Below are 26,534 nucleotides of genomic sequence, written 5' to 3' on the forward strand. Positions count from 1 at the left end.
CTTTTCATGAACCGGCTCCCACGAGTATTTGTCCGGGCCTGCGGACGTTGTACTTGACCGCACCCGGGGGCGTCCCGTCCGTGAAGCCCTCCACGGTGTCCAGGCAGACCGCCTTGCCGCCAATCGTGATGAACGTTGAATAGCCCTTGGTCACCGGCAGGGTCTTGTTGCAGGGCTTGATGTTGATGCCGATATGCGGGCACATGCTGATATCCCGTCCCTGGGGATCGCTGTCCACCAGAATGGGGGAATCCTTGATGCGGACCCACTCCTGGGAGGGCACGTTCTCCACCTTGCCGTCGTGCCCACAGCGCAGGATTGCTTCCTTGACGAGGATTCTCATCTAGGCCTCCTCGAAGTCGACGGATTTGGCGCGGATCTTCATGGCCTTGCCAGGGGCCTCGAGCACCAGGTCAGTGGCGGCAGTGATCCTGAGTTTGTCCGGTCCCAGCTCAACGGAGGACCCGTGGCCGTCGGTGAAGCTGACGGTGTGGGCACCGCCGTCGAGCATGACCTGCTGACCGTCCGCGCTACGGAAGGTGTAGCGGCTGCCCCTGTCAGTGCCGATCCGGCTGTCCGGGGGCTGCTCGCTGCCGTAGAGGCCGCCCAGGATGATGGCCTGCGCCGGATCGGTGGCCGGGAGCAGGACCAGGACGTTGTCTCCGGGAGCCGGCGGGACAACGAGTCCTTTGCCCGGACCTGCGCCTGCAGTCAGCACAGGAGCCCAATTGGTTTCGAGGTCGGGGTAGGCGGGGAGCCTGACCCGGACGCGGCCCCGGGCTTCGGGATCATCCACATCAGTGACCATCCCGAGGGTAAAAACGTCCGGACGCCGTTCCGGGACGGAGTTCGGAGGCCGGGTGGTCAGGGTGGTTTCGTAGCCGGTCCCGTCCAAGCGGTGCGAGGCGCTCGCGATCAGGTACGTTCCCTCAATGCTCGGCGCGACTCCCTTGATCCTTACCCGACCGCCTGCCCTCAGCCGGGGATTGCCTTCGGCGACAAAGACGGCCGTGACCTGGCCCGCGGCCCTTGTGTCCAGCTCTGCCATGGCAAGGCCGTCGGCGAGCGCGGTGGATTCGAGGACCTCGTTGTCGCGTCTGAGGTTGCCGCCGGCCCCGACGCTGGCCAGCGCCGGATCGGCTGTGACCTGGGCTTTGGCGTCGCTGTTTGTTGCGTCAGCTTGGTGGACGGAGGCGTCGTCACTGCGCCAGCCATTGGCCTGGGCCCCTGCATATGCCGGTTCTTGGCTGAGCTCAACGTCCGCGGAATGAAGCGTGGCTCCAAGGCTTAGCTCCAAAGGTTCGCCTTCGCCGTCGAGTCCTGTGAGCCTGAGGGTGCCATCGTGCACCACGGGGTAGGCGCCCACCCGGGCGCTTTGTTCCACGAGGAGGCTGAGGTCGGTCCGCGCGCACTGGTACACCTGGCCGAGCCGGTCGCCGCCGCCCACCACGTCCAGCCCGGTGCCTTCGCAGAGCGTCCTGGCGAGCCCGGCGAGGTCCACGTCGTTGTGCAGCCGGGTGAATTGGCGCTTCCGCAAGCGGTGCAACGCGTCGTATGCCCTGATCCGGATTTCCTGTCCGAGATCCGCGCCGTAGCTGTACTCCACTACCGTCACCTCGCCCACGAAGAGCGGTGTCCGCTGGCCGCCGAGCTCGACCCTGAGGGCGTCTCCGGGTGCTGGATCCACGCCTCCCCTTGCTGACGCAGTGCGTCCGGGGCCGGGACGCCAGCTGATGAGGCACTGGGCCGGGCGTGCCAGTGAGCTGAGCGCCTGGACGGAAACTATGGCGGCGGTTTCGGCCGTGCTCAGCCTGCGCCGGCCGAGGGTGACGATGAGTTCCGGTAGGCCCTGGAGTTGCCTCATGGCGTGTCACCCATGGGCGGAACGGCGAGTGGTCCATTGAAGTGCGCGGGGTCGTCGATGTTGTTGTACTCCAGGAGGAGTTTCCAGAGCAGGGGTGTGCCGAACGCTTCCACGGACAGTCGTCCCAGCTCAGCCGGGGGTACCTCGGGAAGCAGTTCGCCGCCGTCGGACATGAACGCATCCCGGTCTGTGCTGCCGTCGCCGGTCACGGCCAGCGTGTCCACAGGAGGGGCCGTCAGGTCAATGGCGGGGAGACGCTGGGCGAGTTCGTAGTTTTCGCCGCCTTCCTCATCGGCGGCCTGCCCCACCCTGACGAAGACCATGCGCATCCAGGATCTGAGCGGGGAACCATCCGGGGCAAACCGGTCGAAACGCTCCGCCACCTCCGTCACGATGCCCGGCACGTTCCAGGCACGGCCCCACACAAACCGGACCGACGGCGGCCTGCGCTGCCTTTCGACTTCGGCGCTGTTCTCCGCCAGCGCCCAGATGGGGCGGGTCATTTGGCGCACATCCTGGACATGGAGCGACGCCGGCGCGAGGTCGACGTCGAACAACAGGTCCAGCCGCAGTTCCGTGTGGCCGCCCCCGGTGAAGAGCAGGGGATCGTCCGCCAATCCGCTGCCGCTCAGTTTGCCGCCCGCACTCCTACGCGGCTCAACACCGGCCGATCGCTGCATCACCACCGTTTCAGGGTTCAGCAGGCAGCCGAGGTGTTCCCCGGTGTCCTCGATCAGGAAAGCGACACGTTCCATGTCAGAGTGCCGCCTGTTCGTCGTGGAGGCGGGTCTGGCGGGATATTGCGTTTTCCAGGGGAGTCAGTGGGGCGGACTGGGTGTTTTTTAAGGTGTGGGCGGGTCGTGGGGTGAGCTCGGGCCACGTGCCACGGGTGGGCGGCGCGGGCGTGTGGTTCCGGACGGCGCTTGGGTGTCCCTGGGGCTCGGGGGTGCGTTGTGGGGCCTGCTCTGCGCGTTTGGGTGCGCCTGAGTCACGCACAGCGGGCCCCGCAAGGGGTGGGGCTTCGTTGGGGATGCGTTGTGGGGCCTGTTCTGCGCGTTTGGGTGTGCTTGAGTCACGCATACTGGGCCCCGCAAGGGGTGGGGTGTGTTGTGGGGCCTGTTCTGCGCGTTTGGGTGTGCTTGAGTCACGCACAACGGGCCCCGCAACGTTGGTGGGGGCGGCGAGCAGGGATCTTGACCGAGCCGGACGAAGCCTCAACACGGGCATGCGTTGCGGGGCCTGCTCTGCGTCCTTACGGGGAGCCAAAGGGCGCACACCGGGCCCCACAAGGGGTGGTGCCTCGCTGGGGATGTGTTGTGGGGCCTGCTCTGCGCCCTTGGAACGTATCCAGACGCGTAGAGCGGGCCTCACAGCGAGACTTGCTTGGGGTACCGGGGGCACGAAGGGTCGCCGGTTACCGGAAGAGGGGTGCGTATTAGAAGGCTGAGTTGGATCCGGCGCGGGTGATTCGGGCGGGCTTGGGATGGGGAAGGACGGGCCGGGCTGAGAAATTGGGATGCTTTTAGCAACTTGTGAGGCCCGCTTTGCGCCTCTCAAGCGCTTCCAGGCACGCAGAGCGGGCCTCGCAACGGGTGGGGTTTCGCTGGGGGTGCGTTGTGGGGTGCGTTGTGGGGCCTGGTGTGCGCGCCTAAAACGGGACCAAGGGCGTAGAGCGGGCCCCGCAACGGGTGGGGCCAGCCCGGCGTCGCGGAGTAACTGGACCCAATGCTCGGGTGCGCCAGCCAGCTCAAACCCGCGCACCGACGTCGTGCCTTCCGAGGACGCCCCCGAATCCCCGGTAGCCCCACCATCCAGCCACGCAGCCACCCCCCGCAAACGACGCGCCGCCGACCCCCGCCAGGAAGACCCGGTCTCAGGCGACGGGAGCGCGGGCATCGTCGAGCTCCAGGCGGTCGTACGCGATGCTGAGGGATTCGATGGCGAGGTCCTTGCCCAGGGCGTCAAGGGGCGCACCGAACCAGTCGCACGGCCAGGCACCCAGGAGGTTCCATCGCCGTACTTCCACGGATCCGGCGTCGTTGAGCATCGCGATGGACACGTTGCGGCGCTCCACTTTTCCATCCACGGCCTTGAAGAGCCATTGCAGCATTTCGGTGGAGTCGGTGAGTCCGTACTTGAGGGTCACCGGCGTGTATTCCACCTGGCCGGGGATGACGCGGACGGTGCTGTTCTCGCCGCCGGAGCGGTAGAGGATGCGGTCGATCTTCAGGCCGAGTCCCTCCACCTTGGTGAAATGGCCTTGCACGACGCCTTGAATGACCAGCTTGAAGTTGTAGGCCCGGTACGGGTCCACCACATTGCCGGGCTGGGCGGCAGGTGTTGGGGTGGTCATGTCAGGCTCCTGCGCTCTCTGTCTCGCTGGTGTTGTCCGCCGATTGCATGAGCTTGAAGATCACGAACTCGGCCGGTTTCACGGGCGCGATCCCGATCAGTGTGACCACTTGCCCGGCGTCGCGGACCTCGGGCGGGTTGGTTTCCTCGTCGCACTTCACGAAGAACGCCTGTTGAGGAGTAGTCCCCAGCAACGCTCCATCGCGCCACACATTCGTCAGGAACGCGCCGATGTCGCGGCGGATCGACTTCCACAGGGTGTGGTCGTTGGGCTCGAACACCACCCAGCGCGTGCCATCTGCCACGGATTCCTTGATCATGTTGGTCAGCCTTCGGACGTTCACGTAGCGGTATTCGCTGGCCTCCGGCGCCTTGGTTCGGGCGCCCCAAATCCGGATGCCCTCGCCAGGGAAATAGCGGATGCAGTTCACGCCGGCCGGGTTCAGGACTTCCTGCTCGCCGCGGCTCACCCGACGAACAAGGTCGATGGCGCCCTGGATGGGCTCGTTGGCGGGCGCCTTGTGGACGCCGCGGGTCGCGTCAACGCGTGCCCACACACCAGCAATATGGCCCGACGGCGGTTGGGTCACCTTCTTGCCGGACACGGGATCGATCATCACGATCCACGGGTAATACAGTGCCGTGTAGCCGCCGGGGGATTGCGGGGCGCCGAGGTCCTGTTGTTCGCCGGCTTCCGCATCCGGGCTGGCTGATGCGGACGCGGACGCTGCGGCACGCGTTGAGTCGGGCCATTCGGGTGCGTCAGACGGCACAGAGGACGACGACGGCGGGTTGCCTCCGGCGTCGTCCGCTTCCTCCGTTGCGTCCCCGGCTTCTGAAGCGTCGGCATCAGAGTCCGCGTCCGCCGTCGCGCCATCCGATTCAGGCGAAGCAGCACCATCAGGTACGCCGGACGTCGCCGCCCGGGTGAGAGCGCCGACGTCGTCCACTTTCTCCACCGTGTCCATGATCGCCATGCGGTCCTGGCGGAGCGGATGCTCAACGTGTGCCTGAAGTGCGGCGTACGCTTCGGCGGTGGCGAAACCTGGCGCGGCCACCATGGAGATGTCGTCCACAGCCTCAAACAGGGTGAGTCCCGTGGGCTTCGCCGCGGTCCCCGTGAGGCTGCCGTCCTCGCCGATGTTCACCACATAGCAACGGCTTCCTCCGTTGGAGAAGAAGCCGTACACAGCGTTCGAAAGCGGTGTGCCCGCTGTCGCGTTGCCGACGTATTGGTCCACGAACTGGGTCCAGTTGTCCAGGACCCGGAGCTCGTCAACCAGGGCGTCGCGGTTGGGAGCGAGGCCCACGAACCCGGCGATGCTGGTGTTGACCTGCCCGATAGCGCGTGCGCCGCTGGGCACTTCCTGAACATAAACGCCTGGCGCCTGATAGTTCGCCATGGTGCGCTCTCTTTCCTGCCCGCTTCAGCGGGTGCTCACGTCCACCGGATGATGACCGGCAGGCTGCTGGTGCTGGCCGAGACTTCCCGTTCCGTGCCGTGGACAGCCACGGCAAAGTGCTGGAGTTCATCCGTCGAGGCCAGGACCTCAAAGTGGCCGGTGGCATCGCTGACCACGGCCGTGGCGGAGGAATGGGCGTGGATATAGGCGTCGGGGATGCCTTTGTTGTGGGCGTCCACAAGGCGTCCGTGGATTCGGCGGGCAACGCCAGTCTTGGCGATGAGTGGCTCCAGGACGGGTGGTCCGGAGGGTTCTTCGAAGCGGAGGGCTACAGGGATTCGGACAAGGAAGCCCAGTCCTTGCCGGAGGGAGCCGGAGTATTCCTCGGGACGGAATTCGCCGGTTGACACCACTGAATACTGGCTGTGGTGCTCCACGGCCAGAAGCAGTTTTTCCATGGTGTCGAGCTGATCGGCTCCATGGCATTCAACCGCTACCCGGAGTTCGAGGTCCAACACAGGGCCGTCCCGGCGGGACCTTCCCACACGGTTCAACGTGACGGCATGGACGGTCACGGGAGCGTCAGGCGGCGGTACGCCTGCAACGGGGGAGCCGTCGTCGAACCGCACGCGCTGGGGAGAGATGGCGTCGGAAAGCACACCCAGAAGGTCGGTCAACGACGAACGCACATAGCCCACGGCAGAACCCAGAACTCGAAAGGTGACCACAAATGCAACTGGGACTAGGTTACTCCCGCTGTTGCGCGTAGTCACTGGGGTTTCAGGGGTAATTCCATTCGGTTGACGGTTGGCTCACCCAGAGCACCCGCTGAGCGATCAGGCAGGTCGGTACGAGTAGCGGTATTCCGAGGGCGAATATCCGAACGCCGTCTTGAAGGCCCGCGAGAAGCTGGAGGCGTCCGTGAACCCCCAGTGCATCCCGACGGCGGACACTGGCCGCATCTGCAAGCGGGGGTCAACCAGATCCGTGCGGCATTTCTCCAGTCGCTGCCGGCGGAGCCAGGCGCTGACGGTGTCGTGGCGCTCTTCGAAGAGTTTTTGGAGGTACCGCACGGACACATTGTGGGCAGCCGCGATGTCGCCGACGGTCAGTTCGGGATCGCCCAGGCGGGCACCGACGAACGCCTCGATCCGCTCCATCAGCGCGAGCCGCTCCTGCGACAGAGGCGACGACGGCGGCACCCGCTCGGCGAACACGGCGGAGACCAGGTTCATGAGGGCATCCGAAACGGTGGCAGCATCGGCCACGGCACCCTCGTGGAGTTGCTTGGCCACAGCCCCGAGCAGGGCCGACGTCAGCGAGCCCAGACCCTGCCGGCCGGAAACCCTGGACGCGGTGAGCGCGGCGATGCTCTTGCGGCTCAGGTGGAGGGCCTCGGGCGGGAACATGACCACCATCATCCGGAAGGCGTCATCGAAGTAGAGGTCGTAGGGCCTGGTGGTGTCGTAGATGGCGAAGTCGCCGGGAGTCAGGGCAGCTTCCCGCCCGTCCTGGGCCACTACCGAGTAGCCCCTGAGCTGAAGGCCGAGTTTCACCAAGCCGGGATCGTTGGCCTGGATCTCTTTGGTGCTCCGGCTGACGTGGCTCGCCGTTCCGGAGACCGCGCTAAGAAAGACCGGCCCCACTGTCTGGTTGATGAGTCCGCCGTCGAATTCGTCGGGGTTTCGTGCCACCACGGACAGTGGGACGAAAGCGTTGTTCACGGCTTGGCTCCACGCGTCAAAGCGCTCGGTCCTGGCGAGGGCAGTGGTGGTGAATTCTTCCCGCGGCTGTTTGGCGATGGCACCGGTCACGTCGGTTCTCCTTTGAAATGACATCTCCAGTGTCCCACGGGCATGTCCCGCCCAGTGATCCGCATCACAAGCGTGCGGATGGTGCGCAGTGCTGTGCGCACCGGGTCAAGATGTACGACGGCGGTGCGCGGCAGACTGCTGTTGAAGGCGCTGGCCAGCGTGGCCCGGTTGCGCATCAGACTCAGTGTTACGCCCCGTTCAAGGAGGAACCCATGGCTGAAAACCCAACCCACCGTTCGGATTATGTGGTGGTCGGTGCAGGCTCAGCAGGAAGTGTCATTGTCCGCCGCTTGCTGGATGCCGGCCACACTGTCCATGTTGTGGAGGCCGGATCCGTGGACACCGATCCCAACATCCACAGTCCCCAAGGCTGGCCGCTGTTGCTGACCGGCGACAACGACTGGGCGGTCATGACCACGCCGCAGAAGCACGCCAATAACAGGAGCCTGTATTGGCCCCGCGGCAGGGTACTGGGCGGCAGCAGCTCCTTGAACGGCATGATCTATATCCGAGGCCACAAGAACGACTACGATTCCTGGGCTGCCAATGGTGCCGAGGGGTGGTCCTGGGACGAAGTCCTGCCGCTGTTCAAGAAGTCCGAAGACCACGAGGACGGTGCCAGCGAATTCCATGGAAAGGGCGGACCCCTGCACGTGGAGCGCATCGCCGAGCGACACCCCGCCGCCCAGGCGTTCGTAGACGCGGCCAAAGCACTGGGCCACAGCGAAACGGAAGACTTCAACGGAATCCAGATGACCGGCGTCGGGTTCAACCACACCACCACCAAGGACGGTAAGCGTGCCAGCGCTTGGCAGAGTTTTGTGGCTCCGGTGCTCGACCACCCACGCCTGACGGTCACCACGGACGCTTTGGTGACGCGGATCGTGGTCCACGAAGGGCGGGCCACCGGCGTCGAATTCCAGGCAGGCGGGGAGCTGCGCCGGGCGGCGGCCGGCGCGGAAGTGATCGTCAGCGCCGGTGCGATCGGCTCTCCCAAGGTCCTGCTGCTCTCCGGCATCGGGCCATCGAAACAGCTGCGCGAGCTGGGCATCGACTCGGTGGTGGACCTTCCCGGCGTCGGTGAGAACCTTCACGACCATCTGCTTGCCGGGAACATCTACGAAGCCAAGGAGCCGCTGGTGGCGGGACGGCACAACCTCCTTGAAAGCCAGCTCTACGCGCACAGCAACCAGACCGATGAGGAAGCGCCGGACCTTCAGCCACTGTTCCTCCACCTCCCGTACCCCACCGACGGAGGGGCAGCACCTGAGCACGGCTACACCATTGCACCCGGAATTGTCCGTCCACGCTCACGCGGAACGTTGACGCTGGCCTCGGCCGATCCGGCGGCTGCGCCGCTTGTTGATCCCAACATCCTGGCTGACGAGTATGACCTGGAGGCACTGGTGGACGCGATCATACTGTGCCGCGAAATCGGCCGGCAGGAGGCCTTCGCGCCGCTCCGAAAGAATGAGTTCACTCCTGGCTCCGCAGTCCAGACCCGCGACCAGCTGCGGGAGTTCGCCCGCCAGGTGGCCGGGACCTATCACCACCAGGTTGGCACCTGCAAAATGGGTGTGGACGATCTGTCCGTGGTGGATCCGCAGCTCCGGGTCCGCGGAATCGAGGGGCTCCGGGTGGCGGATGCGTCCATCATTCCGTTCGTCCCGAGTGGCAACACCAATGCGCCGTCCATCATGATCGGGGAGAAAGCGGCGGAACTGATCCTCGGTTCATAGCCCAAGGCGGGCAACCCAACTGGGTGACAGCAAACGTCGCAATGAAGGCTCATTGGAGCAGGTGCTGTCACCTAGTTGGGTGAACCAGGCTCAGGCGAGACCGGGGACGCCGTCGGTGATCGTGAAGGATTTTTTGGTGCTGACAGGTGCGCCGGGTGTGGTGACGTAGTCCAGCACGCGGAAGTCCGCGGTCAAGGCATCCTTGGTGATGCGCGTGTTCACGTAGCCGCGGTTGTCGTTGTAGAACTTCAGGTGCGGGTTCCACGCCATGGTGGGGTCGGTGATGGACCCCGTGCCATCGCCCGTGGAGGTGATGGATGAGCACACCAGTTCCGAGCCCACCACGGCCGCCGCGGGGTCCTTGTAGTCCACCTTGAGGTCGGTGGCCCAGTGGCGGTGAACGTCGCCGGTGAGTACGACGGCGTTGCGAACCTTGGCGTCCACCCAACCTTGGGTGATGCGGCGGCGGGAGGCGGCGTAACCGTCCCAGCCATCCATGGAGACGTCGTCGATTTCCGGCGCCTTGTCGCGGTCCCGCTCGGCGAAGAAGACCTGCTGGCCCAGGATGTCCCACCGCTGCGTGGAGTTCCTGAACCCGTCCAGCAGCCACTTCTCCTGCTCGGCGCCGGTGATGGTGCGGTTTTCGTCCAGGCGTTCGGCGATGTTCTTCCGCCAGCCGTCACCCGCCAGCTGATCGTCGCGGTACTGGCGGGTGTCCATCATGTGGAAGTTGGCCAGCTGGCCCCATTGGATGGTGCGGTAGATCTTCATGTCGAACCCGGCAGGGACTGATGACCGGCGCAGCGGCATGTTCTCGTAGTACGCCTGGAACGCTGCCGAGCGGCGCTGGCGGAAATGCTCCGTGGTGTCGTTGAGCTGGCCTGCGTCGTTGTTCTCGGGGATCTCGTCCGCCCAGTTGTTGTCCACCTCGTGGTCATCCCAGACCACCAGCCACGGTGCGATCGCGTGCGCTGCCTGGAGATCGGCGTCGGACTTGTACTGGGCATGCCGCTGGCGGTAGCCCGCGAGGCTCACAGTCTCGGGACCCTCATGATCGCGCGGGTTGCCGCCGCCGATCACGTAGCTGCCCTTCTTGTACTCGTAGAGGTAGTCGCCGAGGTGCAGCACCAGGTCCGGGTGGTCCTCGGCCAGGCGCTTGTACGCAGTGAAGTAGCCGTGCTCGTACTGGGCGCAGCTGGCGAATGCCATGGCCAAGGCGGCGGGGGTCTCGCCGGGCGCCGGACTGGTCAGGGTGCGCCCCACTTCGCTCACGTGCCGCCCTGCACGGAAACGGTAGAAGTACTCCCGGCCCGGCTTGAGGCCCTTGAGTTCCACGTGCACGGAGTGGGCGGTTTCGATCCTGGCATGCTCGACGCCGCGGGCTGCTACCCGGCGCATTGCCGGGTCTTCGGCAACTTCCCACGCGACGGCGACGGGGCGGGAAGGCATGTTGCCCAGGCCGTCCTCGGCCACCGGGTTCACTGCCAGGCGGGTCCAGATGACAAAGCCGTCGGGCCACGGTTCGCCCGACGCGATGCCTAGCGTGAAGGGATCGGTGCGGAGACCGGCGTCGTCCGCTGTTGAAACCGCGACGGCGGGACTGGCGGCGGGAGCGGATACGGCGGCGACAAGGCTGGCCCCGAGGCCGGCTGAGATGAGGGATCTACGGGAGATGTTTTCCATATGGCCGAGCCTAGGATTCCCTGATTGACTGGATTCAAGGGCGGTATGAATGAGCGGTTAATTCTGTGACAAAAGGTGTTATCCCCCTCTGCGCCGGTGCCGGAACTGCCGGGGACTCGTCTATGCTCAGGTCATGATCAAGGGGGAGCGCCCTCAGCGGCCGGGTGTGGTGACATTCTCGGTGGTGCTGATGTACATCGGTGGCATTGCCCAGATCCTTCTGGGGATCCTGACGATTTTCCTGCGGTACACCCCGGAGGCCCAGTCCGGCGGCATCGCCCTGCCCATCACGTTGCTCGGTGCCGGGATGATCCTGTTCGGGCTGTTGGTGATCGGGCTTGCCTCAGGAGTGGCGCGGGGAAGCAGCGCGGCACGCCGTGGCGCAACGGCGGTCATGCTGCTGGGGCTGGTCTTTGCCGTGCTGGATCTCATCATTGCCGGGGATGGGGACTGGTCGGCCGTCATCTCCCAGTCCATTGCCACGGTCGCCGTGCTGGTGCCGCTGTGGGTGGGACGCGGACGCCGCTACTTCGAGACCCGCTGATGCAGTGCCTCCTGGGCATCCCGGTAGGCAACGCGGCGGTGAACGAAGCGGACGATCTCAATCAGCGCGATGCAGGCTGCCGACGTTCCCAGGACGAGTAGTGCCGTAGGCAGCGTTGGGTCGGTGAATTGCAGGAAGTCCCGGGCGATCGGCACGGAATAGACCAGCACCAGTCCGATCATCATGGCGCCGATGACCAGCCCTTTGAAGCGTGTGACCGGACGCGAGAGCACCACCAGGATCCAGATGCCGATGATCGTCAGGATGAGGGTTGACCCGGTCCTGATCTCCGCTTCCGGGATCTGCAGGTTCGCGGCGAGGCGGGCGTAGGAGGCAAGCCCCAAGGTCACAGAGACACCGGCCGGTACGGCGAACGTGAGTGAGCGTCGAAGGAAGCCTGGAATGTATCGCTGGGCATTGGGCAACAGGGCCAGGAAGAACGCCGGAATGCCGATGGTCAAACCATCAGTGACTGAGAGCTGCCGGGGAAGGAACGGGAAAGGCAGCAGGAGAATGCCGAAAGCGATGGCCAGGAACGTGGCATAGGCGGTTTTCGTCAGGAACAACATGGAGACGCGCTCAATGTTGGCGATGACCTGCCGGCCTTCCGCCACCACACTGGGCAGGTGCGAGAATTTTCCGTCCAGGAGCACCAACCGGGCCACAGCCTTGGTAGCTGCAGCACCGGAGTTCATGGCGACGCCAATGTCGGCTTCCTTGATGGCCAACGCATCGTTCACGCCGTCGCCTGTCATGGCCACCGTGCGGCCTGCGGACTTGAGCACCACCACGATCCGCTTCTTCTGGTCCGGGGTAACCCGGCCGAAAACCACGTGGTTGTTGATGATCTCCAGGAGTTCCTGGTCGTCATCCGGCAGTTGGCGGGCGTCAAAGCCGTGGGGCGCATCGAGCCCTACCTCCCGGGCGATGGCGGCTACTGTCTGCGGGTTGTCACCCGAAATGATGCGGACATCCACGTCTTGTGCCGCGAAGTAGGTGAGCGTCTCCGCAGCATCAGGGCGGATGTTCTCCTTGAAAGTCAGGAGCGCAACCGGGACGGCGTCTGTTGGTACGGTCTCGTCATCGGTGGGCGTGCCGTGGGCCAGGACCAGTGTGCGGCGGCCGGTGGTGGCCAACTCTGTGGCCTGGTTGGCGAGCTGCTGCCGCAAAGGATCAGTGGAACTGTGCCCGGGGAACACCATTTCAGGGCCGCCCAGGATCCACATTCCGTCGTCGAAAATCACCGCGCTCCATTTGCGCGCTGACGAGAACGGCACCCGGTCTGTCGGTGGCTCTGCGGGTGGCTCCGTGAAATGCCCGGCAAGGCTGCGGGCCGTGGCGTTTGCGTCGTTCTGCACCCCATACCAGGAGAGCACGGCCTCCCAACCAGGGCGTTTGGCCAGGGGATGCGCTGCGTCGAAAACGATGTCGCCCTGGGTGAGGGTGCCTGTTTTGTCGAGGCAGATGATGTCCACTCGTGCCAGGCCCTCCACAGCGGGAAGCTCCTGCACCAGCACTTGTTGCCGGGCCAGTTTCACTGCCCCCACGGCAAAGGTAATGCTGGTCATGAGCACCAGCCCCAGCGGAACCATGGCGACGACGGAGGCGATGGTCGCCGTCGCCGCGTCCCGCCACGCTCCACTCGCCGAGGCCTCGGCCCACCCGCCCTGCGCGATCATCTGGGCGTTCAGGACCAACAACGCCACGGGACCCACGAACCAGGTGACCCATTTCAGGACGCGGTCGATCGAGGAGCGAAGTTCCGAGGCCACGAGCGAGAATCGTTTGGCTTCGGCGGCGAGGGAGTTGGCGAAGGAATCCGCGCCCACCCGGTCCACCACCGCCGTGCCTTCTCCGGCCACCACCACGGACCCGGACAGGACGCGATCGCCGTCGGCCTTTTCCACGGCGTCTGACTCCCCGGTCAGCATGGACTCATCCACTTGGAGGCCCCGTGATCCGGCCACCAGTCCGTCGGCGGGTACTTGGTCACCGGCCCGGAGGATCAGGGTGTCATCCAGCACTACGTCGTCCAGGTCGATGTCGGCCTCGGAGCCCTCGCGCATCACCCTGGCGTGTGGGGCGTTCAGGAGGGCGAGGCGGTCCAAGGCACGTTTGGCCCGGTACTCCTGGACGCTGCCGATCACCGCGTTGGCCACGGCACTGAACCCGAACAGGGCATCCTGCCAGCGACCAATAGCGAACAAAACTATGAAGCAGGCCAGGATGATGCCGTTGAACAGGGTGAGCACGTTGGCGCGGACAATGCTCCACACACTGCGGCTGGTGTCCTGGACGAACGCGTTGGTTTGTCCTGCGGCAACCCGCTCGGCAACCTCGGCAGTGCTCAATCCCAGCGCCGAGGACCCCACTAGCCGGACGCCTACCCCTGGCAGGTCTTTGTCGTTTGGCACTCATGCCCCCATTGTTGAGCCGGTGGAGCGATGGGATTGAGTATGCCAGCCACGGCGGGTTATGTCGCCGTCGGCGGTGTCAGGCGGTGAAGGCGAGGTCCTTCTCGTGGAGCCTGTGGAGGAGTGGTTGACCCTGTGCGATGCGACGGGCTTCCTCGATGGTGCTGACAGCCATCCGCTCAAGTTCCATACCCAGCGAGCCTGCCAGATGCGGCGTCAGCAACACGTTGGGGTGGGTGTAGAAGCCCGAGTCCGCCGGGAGTACCCACGGCGTGGTGACGTCCAGGACGGCGTACAGGTCGCCTGCCTCGATGCGCCGGAGCAGCGCGTCCTGATCCACCAGTTCACCGCGGGCGGTGTTGATGAACGTGGCTCCAGGTTTGAAGACGGCCACCAGGCCCTGGTGGATCAAGTTGCGGGTGGACGGGAGCGACGGCGCGTGGAGGCTGACGACATCGGACGTCGCCACGAGCTCTTCCAGGGAGACACGTTCGACGCCGAGGGCCGCGGCCGCTGCATCGTCCAGGAACGGATCGGCTACCACAACCTGGACGTCGTAGGACTTCAGGAGCCGGATGACGTGCTTGCCGATCCTCGAGGCGCCGATGATGCCCACCCGTTTGCCGAAGTTGCCCATGTCCGGGAATACCTGGTCCGGCTCGATCCCGGTTTTCTCCGTGTGCAGCTTCCGGGCGATCTGGAGAACCCGCTTGTTGGCCAGCAGGATCATGGCCACGGTGTATTCGGCCACGGGGATGGAGTTGGCATCTGCGGCGGTGCTGATTTCGATGCCCCTTTCCCAGCATTCGTCGCCCACGTGGTGCTTGACCGTTCCGCCGGCGTGGAGGACGTGGGTCAACCGCGGGGCTGCGGCCAGGGCGGCTGCGTCCAGCCTCGGGCAGTTCCACCCGGTGATGAGGATGTCCGTCTCCGCCAGGAGCTCCAAGGAACGTGGGGAGGTGAAGTCCTCCATGGGCTCCGGGCTGAGCAGCCGCAGGCCGGAAGGCATGGTCTCCAACCTGCGCCGGGGAAAGACCCGGGATACGACGCCGGGACCCATGGCGAGCGCGACGTTCAGTGGAGTGGTGGTCACTTGACGCTCCCTGCGGTGAGGCCGGACTTCCAGAAGCGCTGGAGCATGATGAACGCCACCAGCAGGGGAAGGATGGACAACAGCGAACCCGTGATGACCATGGGCGTGAACTCTGGCTGTGGGACGGAGTAGCCCTGCCAGATGGAGATACCGACGCTGACAGGCAGGAGTTGCTGGTCCTGGAGCATCACCAGCGGGAGCATGAAGTTGTTCCAGACGCCCACAAATTGGAACAGGGCGATGGTGATGTAGCCGGGCATCATCATGGGCAGCCCCAGGGAGAAGAAGGATCGGACGGGTCCGGCGCCGTCCATGCGTGCGGCCTCGAGCGTTTCGGCCGGCACGTAGCTGGCGGAGTAAACCCGTGCCAGATAGACGCCGAACGGGTTGCACAGGACCGGGATGAGGATGGCCCAGATGGTGTTGGTCATGCCCACCAGGGAGGCCAGGAGGTACATGGGCAGCACCGTGGCGGTGTTGGGAATCAGGACGCCCACCAGTACGAAGCCGAACAGTGAGTCCTTCCAACGGAACTGGAACTTGTCGAACGCATACCCCGCCATGACCGAAATCAGGCTGCCGAAGACGGCACCCACGCCGGCATACATCACGGAGTTGCCCAGCCAGCGGAAGAAGAGGCCGCCGTCCTGGTTGGCCACGTTTGCGATGTTCTCGAACAGGGAGAAGTTCCCCAAGGCATAGGCGCTGGTGCCGTAGAGGTCGGCTGCGTTCTTGGTGGAAGCGAAGACCAGCCACAGGACAGGAACCACCATGTAGGCGGAGCCGATGATCAGGAGGCCGTTGACCGTGAGCTTGCTGGCAAACCCACCGCTGCGGTTGGAGCTGCCGCCGTTGCTCCCGCGGGTGCTGCTGCGGTTAAAACGGGAACCGTGGCGGCGGAGAGCCTGCTTGGAGGGAGTGGTGTTGCCAGGGCGGGAGAGTGTTGGGGTGCTCATGATTTGTTCATCCTGGAGCTAAGGCGGGTGACGGCCAGGGACAGGATCGCGGCCAGTCCGGCAATGATGATGGAAGCCGCCGCGGCCTGGTTGAGGTTGTGGCGGATGAAGGCTGCATCATAGGCCCAGAGGTTGGGAACCCAGGTACTGGTGACTGATGCTGTGGCCTTGGAGATGATGTTCGGCTCCGTGAACAGCTGCAGGGTGCCGATGATGGTGAACAGCATGATGACGCTCAAGGCCGGCAGGATCAGCGGGAACTTGATGCTCACGGCGGCGCGGATTTCGCCGGCCCCGTCCACACGCGCGGCTTCCAGGATTTCCCGGGGTACGGCCTGGAGAGCGGTAAAGAGGATGATCACGTTGTAGCCGGTCCATTCCCACACACCGATGTTCACGATGGACGGGAGGACCATGTGCGCATCCAGGAAGTTGATCTGGATGCCGCCGCCCTGGAGCGCCTGGACCAGCGGGCTGATGCCCGGAGTGTAGAGGTAGGCCCAGATAAGCGCCGCAATGACGCCCGGAACGGCGTGCGGAAGGAACACCAGGAGCTGGAACAGTTTGCGGGCCTTTGCCACCGTCGCATCCAAAAGTAGAGCGAAAATCACGGCGCCACCCACCATGCAGGGAATGTAGATCAGGCAGTACAAGCCAAGGCGGGCGATGCCCTCCATGAACGTTTCGGACTGGAAGACCTGCACGTAGTTCTCAAGCCCGACGAACACGGTCTTGGCTTCCCCAAAGCCCAGTCCGGACTTCTGCTGCGAGTGGAAGCTCAGCACCAGGGAGTAGATCACCGGTGCGATCATGGCGATCGCGAAGACCGCGAAGAAGGGGACCAGGAACAGTGCGGCAGTCCGTCCGCCGGTTCCTGCCAGTGCACGGCCTCGGCGGCGCACTGTGGTGGTGAGGGCCTGGGTGGCCATGGGATTCTCCTAGCTGGGAGGGGGCCTCGTCAGGGGACCTCGGGAAGAGGCCCCCTGACTGTGGGGCTACTCGGTGAGCGACGGTTCCTTAGCGGAACTGCTCTATGACGGAACTACTCTTTGACGGACAGGCCGGCCTGCTTCAGGCTGGCCACCGTGGCGTCCTGGGCGGTATCGACGGAGCCAAGAATGGTGCCGCCGGTGGTGAGCTTGCCGTAGGCATCCTTGAGGGCGGTGTTGGTGACGTCCCAGTTGGGTCCCCACTGCCAGCCCGGGGTGATGGTGCCGTACGCCTTGGTGAAGACCTCGTAGATGTCGTTGCCGAAGTAGCTGGCGTCATAGGCCTGCTGGGCTACGGGCGTCAGGCCCGGGAAGGCAAGGAACGCGGAGCCGGTGTTGCCGCGGGCCTTGATGGCGTCCTGGTTGGTGGTGAGGAACTCGACGAACTTGGCGGCCGCAGCCGGGTTCTTGCTGCTCTTGGTCACGTTGAAGCTGGAACCGCCGTAGAACGCGCCGGATTCGTTGCCCCAGTTGGGGAGTTCGGCAGCGATCCACTGGCCCTTCTGGCCGCTGGCCTCAGTGCGCTTCTGGATTCCAGTGGCACTCCAGTTCGCGCCCACGACGCCAACCACAGTGCTGTTGGCGAGGTCCAGGCTCCACTCGTCGCTGTAAGCCTGCTGGACTTTGACGATCTTCTGGTCGATCAGTTTCTGCCAGTAGTTGGCAACCTTCTGCGTTGCTTCGTCGTTGACTCCGACTTTCCAGCTGTCGCCTTCGGTGCCAAACCACTTGGCCCCTGCCTGCCAGGCCAGACCTGCGCTCGCCGCTACCTCGTTGGGGTTGAAGCTGGCCAGGTAGGAGTCAGGTGCAACGGCTTTGAGCTTCTTGCCGGCCTCTTCGAATTCGTCCCAGGTTTTAGGGACCTCGACGCCGGCCTTCGCCAGCATGTCTTTGCGGTACCACATGAGCATCGGGGCTGCGTCGTACGGAAGGGCGTAGGTTTTCTCGCCGAACTGGACCAAAGCCTTGGTCTCGTCCGTGAGCTTGTCCACTGTTTCGGCCTTGTTGATCAGGCCATCGAGCGGAATGACCTGGCTGTTGCTGACGAACTGCGGCAACTGGGGGTATTCGATGGTGGCGACATCCGGGCCGTTGCCGGCCGTGATGGCGGTGGAGAGCTTAGCGTAACCACCGTTGGCGCCGTTGGGGATGGTTTCGAAGCTGACCTTGATCTTGTCCTGGCTGGCGTTGAACGCCTCAGCCACCTTGTCCATCCCGGCCAGTGAGGACCAGAAGGTAATGGACCCTGAGGGATCTTCCGTGGGGGTAGGAGCAGCGGAGGTGCTGGGGCCGGTCCCGCAGGCCGCGAGCAGCAGGGTGCTTGCGGCCAGGCCGGCCACCCCTGCGAATAGGTGACGACGCTTCATGGTGTTCTCCTTTGAAGACTTGCGATGCGAAGAGGGAGGACATGTGGTTGGGGCCACACGGTGATGGATCCATGTAATCCGCAAGTTCGAACATCTTCAACGTTTCAAACAAATTCAAACATTTCTCATTCGAAGTGTTGCTGAGTTCTTCAAGGAATCTCATAGAGAGCGGTTCGACATCTTTGTTTGAACGAACACAGAAGCTGGACGCTGTCCGCTCGGCGCTGCTATGAATTCTGGATACCCGAACGGCGACTCATCAAAGTCACTACCTAAGAACAGGGATTCCAATGGAGAAATCGAACATCAGCAGGCGGGCAGTCCTACAGGTGGGAGGCGCGGCTTCGCTCGCGGCGGCCTTCGGGCTGGCAGCCAGCCACCCGGCGTCGGCGTCCACCTTCCTGGGGTCCAAGCCCAAGGCGACCGAAATCCTGGACCTGGGTCCCGGCGTCGTACAGTTCTCCCTCATGAGCGGGCTGCTGGTGGGCGACGTACTTTACATCGGTTCCCGCAACCTGGAACCGGTTCGGATCATTGCCTTCCATGTCCCCACCGGAAAGGTCATTGGGCAGACCGAGCTCACCAACGGGCACTCCATCCAGACCCTGGCTGCCGACGCCTCGGGCCGGTACCTCTACGCCGGTGTCCTGCAGAAGTCGACCGGTACGCAGCCCAACCTTTTCCGCTGGGACCTCAACAGCCTTGGTACCAAGGCCGCCGCGATCGGCTACATCGGTGACCGGGATGTCCGGGACCTCAGCGTGGCGCCCAACGGACGCCTCTATATTGTGGGTGGCGGAAGCCCCACGGCGCCGGCGCTGTGGGAGTACGACCCCGTCACGGGGCAAATCACCAGCCTGGGAATCCCCGACGCCGGTGCCACCCTCGCCCGTGCGGTGGCCGCCACCGACTCCACGATCTTCTTCGGGGCAGGCAGCACGCTCAATGGTGGAAGCGGCGCGAGCCGGGCCTGCTTGTTCGCTTACGACCGCGCTGCCAAGGCTTTCACCAACGTCACCCCGGCCGAAATGCTGAAGGATCCCAGCATTCGCGACCTTGGCATCGTGGGAAACAAGTTGATGGTGAGTTCTGCCGGTTCCTTGGAGAACTCCAAGATTGCTGCCGTGAGTCTCAGCAACCCGAAGACCTACGTGCAAACCCTCTCCGAGGGGAAGACTGCCAAGAACTTTGCGGCTATTGGCGACAAAGTGTATTTCGCCAACGAGGCCGGGCTTTTGGCCTACAACCTGTCTGCCAACGCGGTAGTGGCGGTGCCGTACCAAGGCCCATCGCTGGGCGAGATCTGGGGCGTTGACGCTCGGGACGGCAAGCTGCTGGTGACCTCGGGCTACGGGTTCGTGGCCGAAATTGACCCGGCAACTGGAACCACCAAAACCACCGACCTCGGCGAAGCCGGCGCACCTTCTGACCCGCAATCGGTGATGGGAATTGCCGCTGGCGCAGGCTACGTCTATGTGGGCGGCAACGGCGTCATAGCCCGGCGCTCGCTGAGGACAGGGGAAGTTGCCAATATGCTCGCCCCCGGTGAGGCCAAGGATGCGATCGTGGTGGACGGCGCCTTGTACACAGGGCAATACAGCGGCCAGGGCATTTGGAGCTTTGACCCCAAGAACGGAAAGCCGCTCACGCAGGTGGCGGAATTCCCCAAGGAGCAGAACCGCCCCTTGGATGTCTGCTGGGATGAGAGCAACAGGCTGGTCCTCGTGGGGGCGCAAGCAGACACCGAGGGCGGTGGTTCGCTGTGGACTTATGACCCGCGCACCGGCAAGAAGGGCTTCTTCCTGAATCCCATCGACAATGTGCAATTGCTCCGGGCGGTGGCGTCCCGCGACGGCGTGGCCTATTTGGGCGGCGGCAATCCAAGTCTCGATGGCGCAGGAACAGTAGTGGCATTCAACCCTGTGGCAGGGAAGGAATTGTGGCGGCTGGATGCCGGGGAAGGTGCGGGCATCGCAGCCCTCGCCGTACAGGGCAAGTACCTCTACGGTGTGACGCGCAAGGGTGGTCTTTTTGTCATAGACCTACCCAAACGCAAGGTTGTTCACCGTTCGGACATCACCTCGGTCAGCTACGGCTTCGCGGCCCTGGTCACCAACCGCGGCGCGGTGTACGGCGTTTCCAATACCCACGTCTTCCGCTTCGACCCGAAAACCTTCGAAGTAGCCACTGTGGTGGCTGATATCGACGGCGCTTGGTACAGCGGCTCGCATATTAACAACGACGAGGACGGCTACCTTTACACCATGCGGGGACGGAACCTCGTGCGGATCGACGACCACCCCCGGCGGTAGTGGCTGGCGTTGCGGGGCCTGCTCTGCGCACTCTGGCGAGTGTTTTACGCGCAGAGCGGGCCCCGCAACGTTGTTTGTATTCGGTCATTTATGCTTGTTTGAACATTGGGATTCCGGAAGAGGATTGGCATGCTCAGCGGGGAACGCCACGAGAAGATACTCCGTGAGTTGGAGCTGCGGGGGACCCTGACCGTGAACGACTTTGCCGAAAAGAGCGGCCAGTCCACCATGACCATCCGCCGGGACCTGACGCAGCTCGCTGCCCAGGGCCTGCTGCGGAGGGTCCATGGCGGGGCAGTCCGGATGGTGGTGGAGCGGCCTGGCGACACCGTCCACAGGAGGCCGCGCCAGCCGTTGGCCACCCTGGGGCTCATTGTCCCGACCACCGGCTACTACTTTCCGGAAGTCATCCGCGGCGCGGAAGCTGCAGCAAATGCGCTGAACGCCCGCCTCATTCTCGGTGTCAGCAACTACTCGGCAGAGGACGAGCTTCGCCAACTCCAGCGCATGGTGGCCAACTCCGTGGATGGGATTCTCCTGGCGACAGCAGGCCCCCTTGAACCCGGTTCGCCCACCTTTGAGTTGCTGTCCGGGCTGCGAATCCCCGTAGTGCTCGTGGAACGTTCAAGCCGGGTGTTCGAATCCGTGATGTCCGATCACAGCTACGGCGCAGAGCTGGCCATCGAGCACCTTGCTTCGCTGGGCCACCGCCGGATTGGGCTGGCCATTGCCGCCAGCCCCACGGCCCCTTGGCTCCGTGAAAGCCATGAGCGGATGGTGGCCAAGCTCGGCCTCGACAATGATGCCCCCGTCATGGAGTACGTCCGGTCAGTGGTGGGTGCAGGCAACAACCAGAAGGAGTTTGCGAAGTTCCTCAAAGACTGCCGCCGGACCGATACCCACGCTGCCTTGGTGCTCCCCGATGAGGAAGCCATCACGCTGATCAACCTTGCCGAGGAGTCCGGCGTCGACGTCCCGGAGGACCTCGCGATCGTTGCCTATGACGACGAAGTGGCCGACCTCGCCCCCGTCCCCCTGACCTCCATCGCCCCGCCAAAACGCGACGTCGGATACGCGGCAGTGACCATGTGCATGGAACGCCTTGCGGGGAAGACCGGATCGGCTGTTTCGCCTGCCCTCCGCCGCGTGAGCCTGGCCCCGAAGCTGATCATCCGGGAGTCCACGGTGATGGGGGAGGACGCGGAGTAGGGGGTTTGCTCTGAGGCAGAGTTCCCGGAGATAAAGGGACCTAAGGGAACCCGGGCCGGGATTCTCGTTTGTTGGCCGGCAGATCCACTTCGATGTCGACGGCGACGACTACTACATCGACACGCTGTTCTTCCTCATCGGTACAGTCTCGGGCGGTCAAACTCACCCCTGGCAGTCGCCGCCTATACCTACGACAAACACCCTGAAGCCGATCAATATGCCTGCCCGACGAAGGGGACCTCGTTGCGATACTCGAACGGTCAGATCCCGACGATGGATGGTCCAATCCCGGCTGTACGACTTCTGCGACGGACCGGAAAGCCGGGCTGAGACTGGTATCATGGCGGGCGCTGGTCTGAAGATACCTGCACCTGCCGCGAAAAGCTGCGTCGACGCCCGCGGCAGAGGCTGACACGATCCAACTGAATTGTCCAAAGAACTTTGGACGATTCAGTTAAGCCACCTCACGTCATCCGCAGACCTCGTGGAACGAGGCAAACGCCGATAAGCACCCAAATGACAACCTAAATAGGTTGATATGCGTTATCAACACAGGCGGCCACCCCCTCGTCCAGTCTTAGCCTGTCGTGCTGCCGCCATCAGCACAGCGGCTTGTGGATGTTCGTCGACTGGGCTTCCCATCTGAGCAGCTTGGCGCAGGTAACGAAACACAGTCTTCCTGCTGTCGTACCGCAGTCACCACAGCACCGACCAGCTCATGATCATCGCGTCTCTTCCCGTGCCGCGGTCCAGTCCGGCTGCCCCGGCCGCCTGGAATACCGGCAGGCTGTTTTCGGGTCCACGCCGGTTCACTCGCCCGACGCGCAAGGAGGACACATCGGGGCGATCAACTCGGTCACACAGTTCTCGCAGGTGCGCCAACAACATCTCCCCACACAACATACCCGTCAAATTTCGCTCGGTTCGTATAATCGTGTTATTTTTCTTTACTGACCACGCAGGTCAAGGTTTTGGGGGACTTCTAATGCATGACTTTAAGGTGTCGATGCCGCCTGACGGTATCGATCAATCCGGTAGCTATCAGCACGCCTGGCATTCAGTCACATTCGGCTCTAATATCTGAGCTTAGTGGTAGTGACAGGCGACTCATCTTCATCAGGGTGCAGCCACTTGTATCCGCATCCAGTACGTTGTGTTTCGCGGACACATGTGCACAATGATATTCGCCTGATTCACCACTAAAAATCAGGAACTCCCTTCAAACACGACCCTCTGAATGTCAAGGGGGGTTGACTTTTGTGTGGGAATTTTCTTTTCAAATAACTCAAATGGGGGATTTATGCGATTTCTAAGCAAATCGGCTGTCGTTCTGACAGTTGTCCTGTCGGCACTGGTCGGAAGCGGAGTCGGGGCAGCGAACGCCTCCGCCGGCAACACTTCGTACGTCGGAGGGACGACGTCCGGCAATATTGCCTACGTCGGCGAATCCGCTGCGGGTCAGAAGATCGACGGCGGCCAAGTGATTACTACAGAGAACAGCCACTAGCTCTCCGACGATGAGGTCCGTAGTCTGTACAGCGTGAAGGACTTTGTCCTGCGTGGTGCAAGCTTGGGCGAGGTCAAGAAGTTCTATCCGGCAACCACTGCCGCAGAGGTCAAGGCGATCAAGCGCGAAGCTGCTGCCCAACCCCAGCTGCGGATTACTAACCCGATCTGCAACAACGTGGACTTCTACAGCATCGTTCGCGGCGCGGATAGCAAGGAGTGGTGCTTCGCAAATGCTGGAAGCATGAGCTTCTACATGCCGGGAATCACCGCGCTGTGCCCAGGGAACAACAATGGAAACGTTACCTATCAGGCGTCTGATGGCAACTACTACATCAGCCCAAGGCGGGGTCCAGTAACCCCGAGGACAACGTGCTTCTACTTCAGTGGTGCCGTTACTGTAACAAGTGTAGCCATTTACTAGGCATCCCTTTCTTTGCCGGGTGAATGAACGAACGCAGGACTTTGGCCGCTGCCAAGGTCCTGCGTTCGTTTTGTGTCTTCTGTTTCGGCGTGCCGCCCGATCAGTGTAAAGAGGTTGATGGCCCGGTTCGAAGTGTAAATGGGTTCGCGAAAGGCTTACTAGTGGCCACTCGAAATGATCGGGAAGCCCTTGTCATCTACCGGGAAATCCTCAATTACTTTTCCTGAAGCTGTATCGATGATCACCACCGAATGTTTTGGCCACGTCGTGTCGGGAACAACGTTGAACTGCACATCAGAAACTGACATTTCCTGTCCCGCAGCACTCTTGGCGCGGTTGAAGACGTCAACAATTTCACCGCTCGTAGTGTTTACGGCTATCGTCTCCTGAGGCAGATTGGCGGAGTTTCCGGCGACCGGAGTGGAGGTCCACCACCCTTCATAACCACCGAGCACCCGGTCCTCCATGGGTGCTTTGACCATCAGGGAACCATCCTGCCCATCCGCGGCGTTGGCTTGAACACCGACGACCACGGCTACAGCCAGGACTGCCGCAGCACCCACAACACCTAGTACCAATTTCACGTCTTCCCCCTTAGTGAGGCGCGACAGCACCATGCTGCCGCGCCGTGACAAATCATTGAACCGGGACATTACCGACGCACAAACGGTGCCGACTAACACCGCAGACGAAGAAATGCCCATCCTTGGACCGTCCCTGAGATCCGCCCTCCACTGCTCCTCGCGGATAGCGCGAAGCCTTGCCGGCGTCAACGCAATACACATCGTCAGGAGGGCTTCAGCTGGCTTCACGCCGGGCCCCATGCACACTCTGACAACGCCGGGGACGGCCGCGGAACGGAAGAAAGTCGCGACTGCAGCTGCCTGACATATGCCCGAGCCAACGGGCGAGCGTCTGCCATGAGCCGGTAATACCGGCGGCGAGGCCCCTTGCGGCCGTCCTCCTCTTCCCATTCCCCCTCAACCCAGCCCGCCAATTCAAGGCGCTCCAGGATGGGGTAAACCGTACCCGGCTTCTTCGCCGTGTCTTTCACGATTTGCAGCCCCCACACGCTTTCCGCTGACAACAAAGCCTCCAGGACAAGCGCAGTAGCGGGTGTGACACGTCCCAGGTTCTCCATACCCCTAATCTAGCTATATAGACTTAGAAGTCAAGTTGATAACCTATGCTGAGTCGGCTGCGAACGCGAAGGTCTACGGCGTGGCGGAATCCACGACCTCGGACTGCGGAAACGCCGGATTCGTTGATGCACGGGAGTTCTCGCAGCTACTTCTACTCCCGTGCTTTTAACGCCGATAACGGACGTTCCGTAAAGCTGCAGACGCTGCAAACTAGGGCTGGAAATCCCGTCCCAATCAGCGCTTCCCGACAACAATTTCGATCACCCCCGCCACGGCGTGATCCGCGGCCACCACCCCGGGACATTGCGTCGGTAGTTCAGGTATTGCTCGCCGTAGGTCTCGGTGAGGGTTGGTTCCTCGTAGCCCTTCACAAACGCGAACACCGTGTCGAGGACAATCACTGCGTAGATCACCAGTCCCCAACTGACGAACAGCAAAGCCTGGCCGAGGATCATGCTGACGACGGAGATGTACATAGGATTGCGCACGTAGCGGTAAGCCCCCGTCACGACGAGCGTTTCGGTGGGAGCCACGGGAGCGGGCGTTCCGCGGTGCAGGGCAAATAGTGTGAAGGCGTGCAGGAGGAAAACCACCCCAGCAGCGATAGCCATCCACGCAAACAACACCACGATCCACACTGAGCCCCAGTCAAACCATCGCCAGCCGGAGATGAGCCACGGAACGAGTCCTGCCACGATGCCAGGGGCCAGGAACAGGAAGAGAATCGTCCCGATCCATGCTCGAGCGGACGGAATTGCCTGGGCCATGCGCGTCAGATTAGCGCTATTACGTCAACCCCGCGACCCTGCCGCCAGCCCCGCGGCGGGACTAGGATGACGCGCAACGGCGAGCGATCCTTACGGCGCAGGAGGACAACGTATGAACTATCAGACCCCAGACCCGGAAGCCGGTTACGCGGAGGTCAACGGACTACAGATGTACTACGAGCTGCACGGCTCCGGTGGCACACCCTTGCTGCTCCTGCACGGCGGACTGTTCGACATCGAGCAGCAGTTCGGCACGCTGATCCCGGCCTTGGCAGCGGAGCGCAGGGTGATCGCCGCCGACTTCCAAGGCCACGGTAGAACCAACGACATCGACCGCCCGTTGAACACCGCTGACTTGGCAGCGGACGTCGTTGGTCTTCTGGAGCATCTGGGCGTCGGCGAGGTTGATGTCTTCGGCTTCAGCGTCGGTGGGGCCGTTGCTCTGCATCTGGCGATCAAACACCCCGAGCTCGTCCGGAAGCTCATCGTTTCGTCTGTGTCATTCAACCCCGACGGCGATCGCGGTGGAAACGCTGAGGTTGTTACCGAAATGACCGTGGACATGATCGCCGGCACCCCGATGGAGCAGCGTTATATGGCCGTATCACCGCACCCGGACCACGAGCACCTACAAGGGCTCTTGACCAAACTCGGAGGCTACGACACCAGGTCAAAGGGCTGGTCGGACGACGAGATCCGCGGAATCCAAGCCCCTTCCTTGATCACCGTCGGCGACTGCGACATGGTCAAACTTGAGCATGCGGTGCGGTTCCTGCAGTTGCGCGGGGGAGACGTGAACGGCGATTTCGACGGCGTGCCCGCCTCACAGCTCGCTGTCTTCCCGGGCACCACCCACTTCTTCGGCTTGGCGAGGACCAATCTTGTGCTGGACGTTGTCACCACATTCCTGGACGCCCCGACAGCTCAGGGCTGGCAAGATCAGCGACCCTGAACCA

General features: G+C 63.2%; 23 protein-coding genes and 1 pseudogene. 8 read left to right on the top strand and 16 right to left on the bottom strand.

Going from position 1 to position 26,534, the window contains the following annotated elements:
* Nucleotides 1–4 precede the first annotated feature (4 nt).
* The 7 genes from AB4Y77_RS08255 to AB4Y77_RS08285 all read right to left on the bottom strand — a co-directional run bounded on the left by AB4Y77_RS08255 (nucleotide 5) and on the right by AB4Y77_RS08285 (nucleotide 7,433).
* Nucleotides 5–343: a hypothetical protein gene (locus tag AB4Y77_RS08255; protein WP_442013546.1), complete on the bottom strand. Its 339-nt coding sequence runs from the start codon at nucleotides 341–343 to the stop codon at nucleotides 5–7.
* On the bottom strand, nucleotides 344–1,864 hold the full coding sequence (locus AB4Y77_RS08260; RefSeq protein WP_442013547.1) for a phage baseplate assembly protein V: 1,521 nt from the start codon (nucleotides 1,862–1,864) through the stop codon (nucleotides 344–346).
* Complete coding sequence (locus tag AB4Y77_RS08265) at nucleotides 1,861–2,619, bottom strand: CIS tube protein (protein ID WP_442013548.1); 759 nt, start codon at nucleotides 2,617–2,619, stop codon at nucleotides 1,861–1,863. Before AB4Y77_RS08265 ends, AB4Y77_RS08260 begins: the two co-directional genes overlap by 4 nt.
* A gap of 1,118 nt (nucleotides 2,620–3,737) precedes the next feature.
* Nucleotides 3,738–4,217, bottom strand: a complete 480-nt coding sequence (locus AB4Y77_RS08270; RefSeq protein ID WP_159708998.1) for a phage tail protein — start codon at nucleotides 4,215–4,217, stop codon at nucleotides 3,738–3,740.
* Nucleotide 4,218: 1 nt separating this feature from the next.
* The gene (locus AB4Y77_RS08275; RefSeq protein ID WP_442013549.1) at nucleotides 4,219–5,619 is read right to left on the bottom strand and encodes a phage tail sheath family protein; all 1,401 of its coding nucleotides are present in this window, start codon (nucleotides 5,617–5,619) and stop codon (nucleotides 4,219–4,221) included.
* Between the two features lie 35 nt (nucleotides 5,620–5,654).
* The gene (locus AB4Y77_RS08280; RefSeq protein WP_442013550.1) at nucleotides 5,655–6,347 is read right to left on the bottom strand and encodes a hypothetical protein; all 693 of its coding nucleotides are present in this window, start codon (nucleotides 6,345–6,347) and stop codon (nucleotides 5,655–5,657) included.
* Nucleotides 6,348–6,455: 108 nt separating this feature from the next.
* Nucleotides 6,456–7,433: a helix-turn-helix domain-containing protein gene (locus AB4Y77_RS08285; protein WP_442013551.1), complete on the bottom strand. Its 978-nt coding sequence runs from the start codon at nucleotides 7,431–7,433 to the stop codon at nucleotides 6,456–6,458.
* A 212-nt stretch (nucleotides 7,434–7,645) separates the two neighbouring features.
* On the opposite strand from AB4Y77_RS08285, the gene AB4Y77_RS08290 reads away from it, so the two are divergent.
* Complete coding sequence (locus AB4Y77_RS08290) at nucleotides 7,646–9,172, top strand: GMC family oxidoreductase (RefSeq protein ID WP_442013552.1); 1,527 nt, start codon at nucleotides 7,646–7,648, stop codon at nucleotides 9,170–9,172.
* Nucleotides 9,173–9,262: 90 nt separating this feature from the next.
* On the opposite strand, the gene AB4Y77_RS08295 is transcribed toward AB4Y77_RS08290, so the two are convergent.
* Nucleotides 9,263–10,855, bottom strand: a complete 1,593-nt coding sequence (locus AB4Y77_RS08295) for an alkaline phosphatase D family protein (protein ID WP_442013553.1) — start codon at nucleotides 10,853–10,855, stop codon at nucleotides 9,263–9,265.
* Between the two features lie 133 nt (nucleotides 10,856–10,988).
* Between AB4Y77_RS08295 and AB4Y77_RS08300 the strand changes: the two genes are divergently transcribed.
* Nucleotides 10,989–11,399, top strand: a complete 411-nt coding sequence (locus AB4Y77_RS08300) for a hypothetical protein (protein ID WP_442013554.1) — start codon at nucleotides 10,989–10,991, stop codon at nucleotides 11,397–11,399.
* On the opposite strand, the gene AB4Y77_RS08305 is transcribed toward AB4Y77_RS08300, so the two are convergent.
* The 5 genes from AB4Y77_RS08305 to AB4Y77_RS08325 form a co-directional block, all read right to left on the bottom strand.
* Nucleotides 11,381–13,813, bottom strand: a complete 2,433-nt coding sequence (locus AB4Y77_RS08305) for an HAD-IC family P-type ATPase (protein ID WP_442013555.1) — start codon at nucleotides 13,811–13,813, stop codon at nucleotides 11,381–11,383. The two genes, AB4Y77_RS08300 and AB4Y77_RS08305, sit on opposite strands and share 19 nt — an antisense overlap.
* Before the next feature lie 79 nt (nucleotides 13,814–13,892).
* Entirely contained in the window at nucleotides 13,893–14,906 is a 1,014-nt protein-coding gene (locus AB4Y77_RS08310) for a hydroxyacid dehydrogenase (RefSeq protein WP_311214841.1), read from the bottom strand.
* Nucleotides 14,903–15,862, bottom strand: a complete 960-nt coding sequence (locus tag AB4Y77_RS08315; protein WP_311214842.1) for a carbohydrate ABC transporter permease — start codon at nucleotides 15,860–15,862, stop codon at nucleotides 14,903–14,905. Before AB4Y77_RS08315 ends, AB4Y77_RS08310 begins: the two co-directional genes overlap by 4 nt.
* Nucleotides 15,859–16,791, bottom strand: coding sequence for a carbohydrate ABC transporter permease (locus AB4Y77_RS08320; protein ID WP_026547885.1), 933 nt, complete (start codon nucleotides 16,789–16,791; stop codon nucleotides 15,859–15,861). The genes AB4Y77_RS08315 and AB4Y77_RS08320 overlap by 4 nt, the downstream gene beginning before the upstream one ends.
* Before the next feature lie 113 nt (nucleotides 16,792–16,904).
* Nucleotides 16,905–18,218 carry an ABC transporter substrate-binding protein gene (locus tag AB4Y77_RS08325; RefSeq protein WP_442013556.1) on the bottom strand — a complete coding sequence of 438 codons (1,314 nt, stop codon included), beginning with the start codon at nucleotides 18,216–18,218 and terminating at the stop codon, nucleotides 16,905–16,907.
* 290 nt (nucleotides 18,219–18,508) lie between these two features.
* On the opposite strand from AB4Y77_RS08325, the gene AB4Y77_RS08330 reads away from it, so the two are divergent.
* The 5 genes and pseudogenes from AB4Y77_RS08330 (at nucleotide 18,509) to AB4Y77_RS08350 (ending at nucleotide 23,669) form a co-directional block, all read left to right on the top strand.
* Nucleotides 18,509–20,530 (top strand): outer membrane protein assembly factor BamB family protein, encoded by a 2,022-nt coding sequence (locus tag AB4Y77_RS08330; RefSeq protein ID WP_442013557.1) that lies wholly within the window; start codon nucleotides 18,509–18,511, stop codon nucleotides 20,528–20,530.
* A 129-nt stretch (nucleotides 20,531–20,659) separates the two neighbouring features.
* Nucleotides 20,660–21,739, top strand: a complete 1,080-nt coding sequence (locus AB4Y77_RS08335; protein ID WP_311214845.1) for a substrate-binding domain-containing protein — start codon at nucleotides 20,660–20,662, stop codon at nucleotides 21,737–21,739.
* A 40-nt stretch (nucleotides 21,740–21,779) separates the two neighbouring features.
* Nucleotides 21,780–22,098 (top strand): annotated as a pseudogene (locus AB4Y77_RS08340) (hypothetical protein); the annotation flags it as partial.
* Nucleotides 22,099–23,039: 941 nt separating this feature from the next.
* On the top strand, nucleotides 23,040–23,246 hold the full coding sequence (locus AB4Y77_RS08345; RefSeq protein ID WP_442013558.1) for a hypothetical protein: 207 nt from the start codon (nucleotides 23,040–23,042) through the stop codon (nucleotides 23,244–23,246).
* Nucleotides 23,247–23,279: 33 nt separating this feature from the next.
* Nucleotides 23,280–23,669 (top strand): beta/gamma crystallin domain-containing protein, encoded by a 390-nt coding sequence (locus tag AB4Y77_RS08350; RefSeq protein ID WP_442013559.1) that lies wholly within the window; start codon nucleotides 23,280–23,282, stop codon nucleotides 23,667–23,669.
* A 158-nt stretch (nucleotides 23,670–23,827) separates the two neighbouring features.
* On the opposite strand, the gene AB4Y77_RS08355 is transcribed toward AB4Y77_RS08350, so the two are convergent.
* The 3 genes from AB4Y77_RS08355 to AB4Y77_RS08365 all read right to left on the bottom strand — a co-directional run bounded on the left by AB4Y77_RS08355 (nucleotide 23,828) and on the right by AB4Y77_RS08365 (nucleotide 25,578).
* A complete protein-coding gene (locus tag AB4Y77_RS08355) occupies nucleotides 23,828–24,373 on the bottom strand; it encodes a hypothetical protein (protein WP_442013560.1) in 546 nt (181 codons plus the stop codon).
* A 104-nt stretch (nucleotides 24,374–24,477) separates the two neighbouring features.
* Nucleotides 24,478–24,810, bottom strand: a complete 333-nt coding sequence (locus tag AB4Y77_RS08360; protein WP_442013561.1) for a helix-turn-helix transcriptional regulator — start codon at nucleotides 24,808–24,810, stop codon at nucleotides 24,478–24,480.
* 261 nt (nucleotides 24,811–25,071) lie between these two features.
* Nucleotides 25,072–25,578, bottom strand: a complete 507-nt coding sequence (locus tag AB4Y77_RS08365) for a methyltransferase family protein (protein ID WP_442013562.1) — start codon at nucleotides 25,576–25,578, stop codon at nucleotides 25,072–25,074.
* Between the two features lie 112 nt (nucleotides 25,579–25,690).
* On the opposite strand from AB4Y77_RS08365, the gene AB4Y77_RS08370 reads away from it, so the two are divergent.
* Nucleotides 25,691–26,530 (top strand): alpha/beta fold hydrolase, encoded by an 840-nt coding sequence (locus AB4Y77_RS08370; protein ID WP_442013563.1) that lies wholly within the window; start codon nucleotides 25,691–25,693, stop codon nucleotides 26,528–26,530.
* Nucleotides 26,531–26,534: the final 4 nt, after the last annotated feature.

Origin of the sequence: Paenarthrobacter sp. YAF11_1, from assembly GCF_052113445.1 — a bacterium.
GTDB lineage: Bacteria > Actinomycetota > Actinomycetes > Actinomycetales > Micrococcaceae > Arthrobacter.

What these genes read in the sequence shown, in the direction of transcription:
- AB4Y77_RS08255 (WP_442013546.1), bottom strand. Translation starts at nt 343, where the DNA reads ATGAGAATCCTCGTCAAGGAAGCAATCCTGCGCTGTGGGCACGACGGC.
- AB4Y77_RS08260 (WP_442013547.1), bottom strand. Translation starts at nt 1,864, where the DNA reads ATGAGGCAACTCCAGGGCCTACCGGAACTCATCGTCACCCTCGGCCGG.
- AB4Y77_RS08265 (WP_442013548.1), bottom strand. Translation starts at nt 2,619, where the DNA reads ATGGAACGTGTCGCTTTCCTGATCGAGGACACCGGGGAACACCTCGGC.
- AB4Y77_RS08270 (WP_159708998.1), bottom strand. Translation starts at nt 4,217, where the DNA reads ATGACCACCCCAACACCTGCCGCCCAGCCCGGCAATGTGGTGGACCCG.
- AB4Y77_RS08275 (WP_442013549.1), bottom strand. Translation starts at nt 5,619, where the DNA reads ATGGCGAACTATCAGGCGCCAGGCGTTTATGTTCAGGAAGTGCCCAGC.
- AB4Y77_RS08290 (WP_442013552.1), top strand. Translation starts at nt 7,646, where the DNA reads ATGGCTGAAAACCCAACCCACCGTTCGGATTATGTGGTGGTCGGTGCA.
- AB4Y77_RS08295 (WP_442013553.1), bottom strand. Translation starts at nt 10,855, where the DNA reads ATGGAAAACATCTCCCGTAGATCCCTCATCTCAGCCGGCCTCGGGGCC.
- AB4Y77_RS08300 (WP_442013554.1), top strand. Translation starts at nt 10,989, where the DNA reads ATGATCAAGGGGGAGCGCCCTCAGCGGCCGGGTGTGGTGACATTCTCG.
- AB4Y77_RS08315 (WP_311214842.1), bottom strand. Translation starts at nt 15,862, where the DNA reads ATGAGCACCCCAACACTCTCCCGCCCTGGCAACACCACTCCCTCCAAG.
- AB4Y77_RS08320 (WP_026547885.1), bottom strand. Translation starts at nt 16,791, where the DNA reads ATGGCCACCCAGGCCCTCACCACCACAGTGCGCCGCCGAGGCCGTGCA.
- AB4Y77_RS08325 (WP_442013556.1), bottom strand. Translation starts at nt 18,218, where the DNA reads ATGAAGCGTCGTCACCTATTCGCAGGGGTGGCCGGCCTGGCCGCAAGC.
- AB4Y77_RS08330 (WP_442013557.1), top strand. Translation starts at nt 18,509, where the DNA reads ATGGAGAAATCGAACATCAGCAGGCGGGCAGTCCTACAGGTGGGAGGC.
- AB4Y77_RS08335 (WP_311214845.1), top strand. Translation starts at nt 20,660, where the DNA reads ATGCTCAGCGGGGAACGCCACGAGAAGATACTCCGTGAGTTGGAGCTG.
- AB4Y77_RS08345 (WP_442013558.1), top strand. Translation starts at nt 23,040, where the DNA reads ATGCGATTTCTAAGCAAATCGGCTGTCGTTCTGACAGTTGTCCTGTCG.
- AB4Y77_RS08355 (WP_442013560.1), bottom strand. Translation starts at nt 24,373, where the DNA reads ATGGGCATTTCTTCGTCTGCGGTGTTAGTCGGCACCGTTTGTGCGTCG.
- AB4Y77_RS08360 (WP_442013561.1), bottom strand. Translation starts at nt 24,810, where the DNA reads ATGGAGAACCTGGGACGTGTCACACCCGCTACTGCGCTTGTCCTGGAG.
- AB4Y77_RS08365 (WP_442013562.1), bottom strand. Translation starts at nt 25,578, where the DNA reads ATGGCCCAGGCAATTCCGTCCGCTCGAGCATGGATCGGGACGATTCTC.
- AB4Y77_RS08370 (WP_442013563.1), top strand. Translation starts at nt 25,691, where the DNA reads ATGAACTATCAGACCCCAGACCCGGAAGCCGGTTACGCGGAGGTCAAC.